We start from the raw sequence: 9,349 nt of genomic DNA, 5'->3' as shown, positions 1-9,349 counted from the left end.
TTCGGGTAGCTAAGTTCGGAATCGATAACCGCTGAAAGCATCTAAGCGGGAAGCGAGCCCTGAGATGAGTCATCCCTGACCCCTTGAGGGTCCTAAAGGGCCGTTGGAGACCACAACGTTGATAGGTGGGGTGTGTAAGCGTAGCGATACGTTGAGCTAACCCATACTAATTACCCGTGAGGCTTAACCATACAACACCCAAGAAGTGTTCAGAGACTTGTAGCAGATACCGAGAACGAATAACTAAATCAGCTTTTTCAGATTGAAGATTTTGCCTGGCGGCAATAGCGCAGTGGAACCACCTGACCCCATGCCGAACTCAGAAGTGAAACGCTGTAGCGCCGATGGTAGTGTGGCATTCGCCATGCGAGAGTAGGACACTGCTAGGCACCCAATTTTAGATTACGCATTGAGCGTGGTCTTTACCGGTTAGTGTGCTGATATGGCTCAGTCGGTAGAGCGCATCCTTGGTAAGGATGAGGTCCCCAGTTCGATTCTGGGTATCAGCACCATTTTCAAGCAGTACAGCTTTTGCCTGACGGCAATAGCGCCGTGGAACCACCTGATCCCATGCCGAACTCAGAAGTGAAACGCGGTAGCGCCGATGGTAGTGTGGCATTCGCCATGCGAGAGTAGGACACTGTCAGGCACCTATTCAGAAGAGGCCTCCCATACGGGAGGCCTTTTTTCATTTCTGTCCTCCCGCCTCAATTCCCTGCTTCTATTTCAGTAAAAATGCTGGGCTATCAAGGGATTGCTCGTTACTCTTTAGCCGTTGCCCGATGAACACGTGATGCTGCCTGCGAGGTATTGATGGCTACGTTGAAGGAAATTGCACAGGAGGCGGGGGTATCGCTTGCTACCGTATCCCGTGTGCTGAACGAGGATCCCAGCCTGAGCGTCAAGGACGAGACCAGGCAGAAGATCTTCGAGATTGCTGAGCGGCTGGAGTACAAGACCAGCAGCGCCCGCAAAGGGGTGCACAAGAGCAAGCTGCAGCTCCTGGCTGTCTACGCCTATCCCCAGAGCACCGAGGTCAACGATCCCTACTATCTGGCCATCCGCTACGGTATCGAGACCCAGTGCACCCGCCTCAACATCGAGCTGGCCCACTGCTACAACGGTGCCGAGGGGCGTGAGCTCTCTGCCGTCGATGGCATCCTGGTCATCGGCCATCTGCCGGAAGAACGGCTGGCCGTGCTGCGCGGCCTGTCTGCCCAGCTGGTGTTCGTGGATTGCCGCTCTCAGGGCGATTTTGACTCGATTGACGTGGATCTGGCACTCATCAGCCAGCAGGTAGTGGACTTCTTCATCGCCGAGGGCCATCAGCGCATCGGCTATATCGGTGGCCAGGATGATGGCCCGGATCTGCGGGAACTCGCCTTTCGCGATTATGGCCAGCGGCTTGGGGTGGTGCAGGAGAGCGACCTCTATCGCGGAGACTTCTCCAGCGCTTCCGGCTACAAGCTGGCGAAGGAGATGCTGGCTGGCGACTGGCCCAGGGCACTGTTTGTCGCCTCCGACTCCATCGCCATCGGCGTGCTGCGTGCCATCCACGAGAAGGGATTGGCGATTCCCCAGCAGATCGAGCTTATCAGCGTCAACGATATTCCGACCGCCAAGTTCACCTTCCCGCCGCTCTCAACGGTGCGGATCCACTCCGAGTTGATGGGCTCCCAGGGGGTCAACCTGCTGGTTGAACGGCTGCGTGACGAGCGGGATATCCCGCTGCGGGTGCTGGTACCGAGCAAATTGACTCTGCGCGGTACTACACGATAATTTTAGTAAAACATCTATGTTTTTAGTCGCGCCATCTTGCGGTGGTGCGACACATCTCCCAAGCAAATCTCTTTCCCATCTCTTCCAGCAAACTCATATCATATTGTTTTATAATTAATTTCATTACAGTTCAGCCCACTGCTATCAACATCCATGCCACTCATTCATATCTTGCTCTCCTTTATCTCCCGCTTCTGATCTCGCTCACAAAACCATCTGTTCATTGTGATCAGGTTAAAACTTTACCTATTCAGAACTGATATTTAGTAAATGTTTATCTAGAGTTTACCCAGTTAACGTTGCCTTGTTCCGGGAGGACATGTGAATAACTGGGAAAACGTCCAATTCGTTGGTGAAAACAGGCTGGCTCCGCGCGCCTACTTCTTCTCTTATGCCGACCACGCGCTGGCGGCCACCATGCAGCGGGAGCTGAGCCGCCGTTTTCTGAGCCTGAGCGGTCAGTGGCAGTTCCACTACTTCGACCACCCCTTGCAGGTGCCGGAGGCCTTCTATCACAGCCCCATGAGCGAGTGGGGCCAGATCACCGTGCCCAACATGTGGCAGATGGAAGGGCATGGCCAGCTGCAGTACACCGACGAAGGTTTTCCCTTCCCCATCGATGTGCCCTTCGTGCCGACCAACAACCCCACCGGCGCCTATCAGCGCAGCTTCACGCTGAGCCCTGCCTGGGACGGCGAGCAGGTGATCATCAAGTTTGACGGGGTGGAGACCTACTTCGAGGTCTATGTGAACGGCCACTACGTCGGCTTCAGCAAGGGGAGTCGTCTCACCGCCGAGTTCGATATAAGCGCCTACGCCAAGGTTGGCGAGAACCTGCTGTCGGTGCGGGTGATGCAGTGGGCTGACTCCACCTATATCGAAGATCAGGACATGTGGTGGATGGCGGGGATCTTCCGCGACGTCTATCTGGTGGGCAAACCGGCCGCCCATGTGCAGGACTTCTTCATCCGCACCGCGCTGGCCGATGACAATCAGAGCGCTACCCTGAGCTGCGATATCCAGCTCGAGAACCTGGGGGCGGCCGCCCGTGATCACCGTCTGGTTTGGTCCCTGCTGGATCAGGGCAGCGAGATCGCCAGCGGCTCCCTCGACCATCTCGCCATCGACGGCAAGTGTGATTGCCGCTTCACGCTGGATCTGGCCAATCCCCATCTGTGGAGCGCCGAAGATCCTTACCTCTACCAGCTGCAACTCTCCCTCTACAACGGTCGGGGTGAGCTGCTGGAAGTGATCCCGCAGCGGGTCGGGGTGCGTGAGATCAAGGTCAAGGATGGCCTCTTTTACGTCAATGGCCACTACCTCAAGTTGCACGGGGTGAACCGCCACGACAACGACCACCTCAAGAGCCGTGCGGTCGGCATGGATCGTGTTGAACGCGATATCGTGCTGATGAAGCAGCACAACCTCAACTCGGTACGTACCGCCCACTACCCGAACGATCCTCGCTTCTACGAGCTGTGCGACCAGTACGGTCTGTTCGTGATGGCGGAGACCGACGTGGAGACTCACGGTTTTGCCAACGTCGGCGATCTCAGCCGCATCACCGACGATCCCTTCTGGGAGCCGGTGTTCGTGGATCGCATAGAGCGCCACGTACACGCCCAGAAAAACCACCCCTCCATCATCATCTGGTCGCTCGGCAACGAGTCCGGCTACGGCTGCAACATCAGATCCATGTACCAGCGCTGCAAGGGGATCGACCCGACCCGGCTGGTGCACTACGAAGAGGATCGCGATGCCGAGGTGGTGGATGTGGTGAGCACCATGTATTCCCGTGTCTCCCAGATGAACTGCTTCGGCGAGTTCCCGATGGCGAAGCCGCGCATCCTCTGCGAATACGCCCACGCCATGGGCAACGGCCCGGGTGGCCTCAGCGAATATCAGCAGGTGTTCGACCGTCATCCCCACATTCAAGGCCACTACATCTGGGAGTGGTGCGATCACGGCATTCTGGATCAGGACGAGCAGGGGCGCCCCGTTTACAAGTACGGCGGTGACTATGGTGATTACCCCAACAACTACAACTTCTGCATGGATGGCCTCATCTATCCGGATCAGACCCCAGGGCCTGGCCTGCGCGAATACAAGCAGGTGATCTGTCCGGTCAAGGTGCGGGCGCTGGATCTGGCGAGCGGCAAGCTGGCGGTGGAAAACCGCTACTGGTTCTCCACTCTCGACGATATCCGCCTGCTGGTCGAAGTGAAGGCCGAGGGCGAGCTGCTGGCCAGCCAGCAAATCCGGCTGGAAGGGGTTGCTCCCGGTGCCACCACTGAGCTGCAACTCGAGCTGCCATCCCTTGATGGGCGGGAAACCTTCGTCCAGCTGCGGGTCATCAAGGCCACTGCCACCCGTTACAGCGCGGCGGAGCACGAACTGGGTCAGTACCAGTTCCAGCTGAAAGAGTCGACTCGTCAGTTGCAGCCCTTTGCCAATCCCAATGCCACCCCATTGCAGATTGCCGACGAGCGGCTCGCGCTGACCTTGAGCGGCAGCGGCTTCGCCCTGCGCTTCTCACGCCTCGACGGCAAGCTGGTGAGCTGGCAGCAGGATGGTAATGAGCTTATCGAGCGAGCCCCGCGCCTCACCTTCTTCAAGCCGATGATCGACAACCACAAGCAGGAGTACGAGAGCCTGTGGCACCCGAACCACCTGCAGATCATGCAGGAGCACTTCCGCACCTTAAGCTGGCGTCAGCTGGGCGAGGCGGTCGAGGTGACGGTCGAGAGCCTGATCGCGCCGCCGGTGTTCGACTTCGGTATGCGCTGCCGCTACGTCTACACCCTGAGCCCGAACGGTCAGCTGCACGTGGCACTGTCCGGTCAGCCCTACGGCGGTTATGACGACATCATTCCCAAGATCGGCTTCGAGCTGGGCATTCGTCAGGATCTCGACCGGGTGCACTACTACGGTATGGGGCCGGACGAGAACTATCAGGACAGCCGCCAGAGCAACTGGATCGACAGCTTCCAGAGCACAGTCGGCGAGATGTGGGAGCACTACCCCTTCCCACAGGATAACGGCAACCGCCAGCAGGTGCGCTGGGCGACCCTAACCAACCGTCACGGCGCCGGTCTCTACGTGCGACCCGATGCCCCCATCAACCTGAGCGTCTGGCCCTACAGCTGGGAGCATATCCACGCGGCGCAGCACATCAATGAGCTGGAGCCGAGTGGTTATCTCACCCTCAATCTGGATCACAAGGTACTGGGGCTCGGCTCCAACTCCTGGGGATCCGAGGTACTGGACTCCTGGCGGGTGCGCTTCGAGCCGTTCAGCTTCGGTTTGACCCTGCTGCCCATCTCCCGTGGCAACCTCAATCCGGCTGCGCTGGCCGGGCTCGATCTCACCATCAACGGCGGGAGGAACCTCGCATGATCACCCTGGACAACCTGACCCTGTTCAAAAACATCTACCGAGAGGGCAAGAAGTGGGGCCGCTGCGTGGAGGCCATCAACAACCTGCCGAACCTCAAGCCCGGAATCTGCCACTCCATCGGTGACTCCCTCACCTACCGCTTGCAGGAGGGGGCCAGCCCGGCCACCTCGTTGTTCGAGGGGCAGCGCCGCTACTTCGACGTTCACTACTACCTGGAAGGAGCAGAGACGGTGGAGTGGGCCCTCAAGTCGGAGCTGGCGGTCGAGCAGGCCTATGACGACACCACAGACCGCGAGTGGCTGGCAGGCGAGGTGCGTGAGCGCCAGCAGGTCGGCAACGGGCAGGTGGTGATCTTCGAGAACGACGAGGCTTACCGGTTCGCAGGCGACAGCCCGGTGCACAAGGTGATCATCAAGGTCACCGTCGAAGGCGGCTACTTCAAAAACAAATAACAAGCCGCCGGTTCTGCACTGACAAAAGCCGGAAGGGCGGGGCTCGCCCTACACATCATGCCCCGCCCATTCGCGAGATAACTACAGGTCTGGAGATGCACCATGTCTGATTCCAAACGCAATACGATAGGCAAGTTTGGTCTGCTGTCGCTCACCTTCGCGGCGGTATTCAGCTTCAACAACGTCATCAACAACAACATCGAGATCGGTCTGGCCTCGGCCCCGATGTTCTTTCTGGCCACCATTTTTTACTTCATTCCGTTTTGCCTGATCATTGCGGAGTTTGTGTCACTGAACAAAAACTCCGAAGCGGGGGTGTATGCCTGGGTGAAGAGCTCCCTCGGCGGTCGCTGGGCCTTCATCTCCGCCTACACCTACTGGTTCGTGAACCTCTTCTTCTTCACCTCCTTGCTGCCGCGGGTCATCGCCTACGCCTCCTATGCCTTCCTCGGCTACGAGTACATTCTCACCCCGGTGGCGACCACGGCCTTGAGCATGGTGCTGTTTGCCTTTGCCACCTACGTCTCCACCAACGGCGCCAAGATGCTGGGCCCCATCACCTCGGTGACCTCGTCCCTGATGCTGCTGCTGACCCTCTCCTACATTCTGCTGGCAGGTGCGGCACTGGTGGGCGGCGTGCAGCCAGCCGACCCCATCACGGTCGAGGCCATGGTCCCCGATTTCAGCTGGGCCTTCCTCGGCATCACCACCTGGATCTTTATGGCAGCCGGTGGCGCCGAGTCGGTGGCGGTCTACGTCAATGACGTGAAAGGGGGCTCCAAATCCTTCGTGAAGGTGATCATCGTCGCCGGGATCTTTATCGGGGTGCTCTACTCCATCGCATCGCTTTTGATCAACGTGTTCGTCCACAGCGACACCCTGAAATATACCGGCGGCTCGGTGCAGGTGTTCGAGGGGCTGGCGGCTTACTTCGGCCTGCCGGAGATCCTGATGAACCGCTTCGTGGGTCTGGTCTCCTTCACCGCCATGTTCGGCTCCCTGCTGATGTGGACGGCGACCCCGGTGAAGATCTTCTTCTCCGAGATCCCGGCCGGCATCTTCGGCAAGAAGACGGTCGAGCTGAACGAGAACGGTGTGCCCGCCCGCGCAGCCTGGATCCAGTACCTCATCGTGCTGCCGCTGATGGTGATCCCGACTCTGGGCTCCAACACAGCGCAGGATCTGATGAACACCGTCATCAACATGACCGCTGCCGCCTCCATGCTGCCGCCGCTGTTCATCATGCTGGCCTACCTCAATCTGCGGCTGAAGCTCGACCACCTGCCGCGGGATTTCAAGATGGGTTCGCGCACCACTGGCATCGCCGTGGTGTCGGTGCTGATCGTCCTCTTCTCGGTGGGCTTCCTCGCCTCCACCTTCCCGACCGGCGCCGACATCATGACCATCATCTTCTACAACGTCGGCGGGATCGTGATTTTCCTCGGCTTCGCCTGGTGGAAATACAACCGATACGAGGCCTCCCTCAGCGCAGAGGCGCGCGCGAAAGAGGCCGAGCCGACGGCGCAGGTCGTCATCCAGCCGTCATGACCCCATCAAACCGGGTGGCCGTTGGCCACCCGCAAACCGTTGAACCAGAAAAGGAAAAGAGCATGAGCGAGACGATCGAGTTTGCCGAATTCAAACGGGTCGAGATGAAGGTGGGCAAGGTGTTGGAGGTGGTGCGTCACCCCGGGGCCGACAAACTCTACATCGTCCAGATCGACGTGGGGGGCGAGCGGCCGCTGCAGACTGTCACCAGTCTGGTGCCTTACTACAGCGAAGAGGAGCTGATGGGCAGCGAGGTGGTGGTACTGACCAACCTCAAGCCCACCAAAATGCGCGGTGAGCGATCCGAGTGCATGTTGCTGTGCGCCGAGACCCCGGACGAGAGCCAGAGCGTGCTGTTGCAGCCGCGGGTGCCGATGGCGCCGGGCACCCCGATCGTCTGACTGAGATTGCGAGCCGGTGCGGTGAGATTGCACCGGTTCACCAGCGAGGCCGTCCACGCGGCCCGATCATAACAAGAGAGTAAAGTGCGGGGCCGACAGACCCTTGCCGAACACATCACAGAGTCACAGCGTTACCCGCAGGGAGCGCAAGTCCACTGGAGGACACCATGTCTGAATCCGTACGCGGCACCATAGGCAAGTTTGCCTTGTTGTCGATGACCTTTGCCGCCGTGTTCAACGTGCGCAACATCGTCAACAACAACATCGAGCTGGGGCTCAGCTCCGCCCCCATCTTCCTGCTGGCGACCATCGTCTACTTCATCCCGTTCGTCTTCATCATTGCCGAGTTCGTCTCGGCCAACAAAAACTCCGAGTCGGGGATGTACGACTGGCTGAAAAAGCCGCTCGGCACCCGGATGGCCTATCTGGGCTCGTTTCTCTACTGGTTCGTGAACCTGTTCTGGTTCGTCTCCCTGCTGCCCAACGTCATCGCCTACGCCTCCTACGCCATGCTGGGCTATGAGTACAGCTTCTCGCCCATGGTCACCTCAGTCATCTCCATCGTGCTGTTTGCGGCGGCGACCCACATCTCCACCAAGGGGGCGAGCTGGCTTGGCAAGATTGCCGAAATAGTGGCCTACGGGGTGTTTGCCCTGTTCGCCATCTATGTGCTGGGCGCCCTGATGGCCCTGAGTGGGGATCATGTGCCAGCCCAGCCCATCACGCTGGAGGCGATGACTCCCACCGTCAACTGGGCGACGCTCGGCATCATGTGCTGGATCTTCCAGGCGGCGGGCGGTGCCGAAACGGCGGCGGCCTACCTCAATGACGTGAAGGGGGGCCAGAAGTCCTTCATCAAGGTGATCATCAGTGCCGGTATCGTCATCGGTGCCATGTATGCGGTCGGTTCCCTGCTGGTGAACGTGTTCGTGCCGCGCGAGAGCCTCACCTATGCCGGCGGGATGGTGGAGATCTTCACCGGCATGGCGCAGTATTTCGGGCTCTCCGAGGCGCTGGTGGGCCGCTTCGTCGGCGTGGTGCTGTTCATCGCCATGTTCGGCTCCATGATGATGTGGACCTCGGCGCCGGTGAAGATCCACTTCTCCGAGATCCCGCAGGGGGTTTACGGCGAGAAGACCACCCAACTCAACGAGCACGGCGTGCCGGTGCGCGCCGCCTGGTGGCAGTTTGTCTTCGTGTTCGCGATGCTGGTGGTCAACGGGTTCGGCTCGGAATCGGTGCAGCAGATGATGAACACCGCCATCAACCTCACCGCCGGTACCGCCATGCTGCCGCCGATCTTCATCATGGTGGCCTACTTCGTGTTCCGCTGGAAACATGACGACACCCCGCGCGAGTTTCGCATGGGGTCGCGCACCTTCGGGATGGGCGTGGTGTCTGTGTTGATCGCCATCTTCGTGGTGAGCATGAGCGCCTCCGCCTTCCCGAGCGGGGTGGATCTGGTGCGCGCCTTCTTCATCAACGTCTTCATGACCGCGGTCTTCTCGGCGCTGGCCTACTGGTGGATCTCCCGCTTCGAGAAACGGCAGGCCCGCAAGTCAGGTGGCAACGAGAAGAAAGCGGGCAGCGACACCCTCGCCAGCCAGCGCTGATCGGCATGTGGCAAACAGGAGGCGGGCGACCAGGGTCGCCCGTTTTTTGTTGGCCGGATCCGGGGCCGGAGGGGCAAACTCGTTTAGTTTTGCTGTGAGAATGCGCGTTATCGTTTAACAAAATGAAACAAATGAAGCTGCCGCTCAACTTTGCACCACA

The 9,349-nt window shown here is 59.3% G+C and carries 6 protein-coding genes, 1 tRNA gene and 3 rRNA genes; all 10 read left to right on the top strand.

Features of this window, described 5'->3' with window-relative positions; all coding sequences use genetic code 11:
- Window positions 1-191: ribosomal RNA gene (locus tag C3418_RS24490) — 23S ribosomal RNA — on the top strand; the annotation flags it as partial.
- A gap of 83 nt (window positions 192-274) precedes the next feature.
- Window positions 275-389: ribosomal RNA gene (rrf, locus tag C3418_RS00785) — 5S ribosomal RNA — on the top strand.
- A gap of 47 nt (window positions 390-436) precedes the next feature.
- Window positions 437-512, top strand: a tRNA-Thr gene (locus tag C3418_RS00780).
- A 22-nt stretch (window positions 513-534) separates the two neighbouring features.
- Window positions 535-649: ribosomal RNA gene (gene rrf / locus C3418_RS00775) — 5S ribosomal RNA — on the top strand.
- Between the two features lie 164 nt (window positions 650-813).
- Window positions 814-1,779 carry a transcriptional regulator EbgR gene (gene ebgR / locus C3418_RS00770; RefSeq protein WP_041214116.1) on the top strand — a complete coding sequence of 322 codons (966 nt, stop codon included), beginning with the start codon at window positions 814-816 and terminating at the stop codon, window positions 1,777-1,779.
- A 321-nt stretch (window positions 1,780-2,100) separates the two neighbouring features.
- Window positions 2,101-5,175 (top strand): beta-galactosidase subunit alpha, encoded by a 3,075-nt coding sequence (ebgA, locus tag C3418_RS00765; RefSeq protein ID WP_103857798.1) that lies wholly within the window; start codon window positions 2,101-2,103, stop codon window positions 5,173-5,175.
- A complete protein-coding gene (locus C3418_RS00760; protein ID WP_103857797.1) occupies window positions 5,172-5,627 on the top strand; it encodes a beta-galactosidase subunit beta in 456 nt (151 codons plus the stop codon). The genes ebgA and C3418_RS00760 overlap by 4 nt, the downstream gene beginning before the upstream one ends.
- Window positions 5,628-5,729: 102 nt before the next feature.
- Window positions 5,730-7,175 carry an amino acid permease gene (locus C3418_RS00755; protein WP_103857796.1) on the top strand — a complete coding sequence of 482 codons (1,446 nt, stop codon included), beginning with the start codon at window positions 5,730-5,732 and terminating at the stop codon, window positions 7,173-7,175.
- Window positions 7,176-7,237: 62 nt separating this feature from the next.
- Entirely contained in the window at window positions 7,238-7,576 is a 339-nt protein-coding gene (locus C3418_RS00750; protein ID WP_005342042.1) for a tRNA-binding protein, read from the top strand.
- Window positions 7,577-7,743: 167 nt separating this feature from the next.
- Window positions 7,744-9,189 carry an amino acid permease gene (locus tag C3418_RS00745; protein ID WP_103857795.1) on the top strand — a complete coding sequence of 482 codons (1,446 nt, stop codon included), beginning with the start codon at window positions 7,744-7,746 and terminating at the stop codon, window positions 9,187-9,189.
- Window positions 9,190-9,349 lie beyond the last annotated feature (160 nt).

It is taken from the genome of Aeromonas sp. ASNIH8 (genome assembly GCF_002919855.1).
GTDB classification, from domain to species: domain Bacteria; phylum Pseudomonadota; class Gammaproteobacteria; order Enterobacterales; family Aeromonadaceae; genus Aeromonas; species Aeromonas caviae.
Note: the sequence above shows the minus strand (reverse complement) of the source record. Positions and strands in the feature narration are given on the sequence as shown.

Excerpts from the sequence above, each read along its gene's own strand:
- C3418_RS00745 (WP_103857795.1), top strand. The coding sequence starts at position 7,744 with ATGTCTGAATCCGTACGCGGCACCATAGGCAAGTTTGCCTTGTTGTCG.
- C3418_RS00750 (WP_005342042.1), top strand. The coding sequence starts at position 7,238 with ATGAGCGAGACGATCGAGTTTGCCGAATTCAAACGGGTCGAGATGAAG.
- C3418_RS00760 (WP_103857797.1), top strand. The coding sequence starts at position 5,172 with ATGATCACCCTGGACAACCTGACCCTGTTCAAAAACATCTACCGAGAG.
- C3418_RS00755 (WP_103857796.1), top strand. The coding sequence starts at position 5,730 with ATGTCTGATTCCAAACGCAATACGATAGGCAAGTTTGGTCTGCTGTCG.
- ebgR (WP_041214116.1), top strand. The coding sequence starts at position 814 with ATGGCTACGTTGAAGGAAATTGCACAGGAGGCGGGGGTATCGCTTGCT.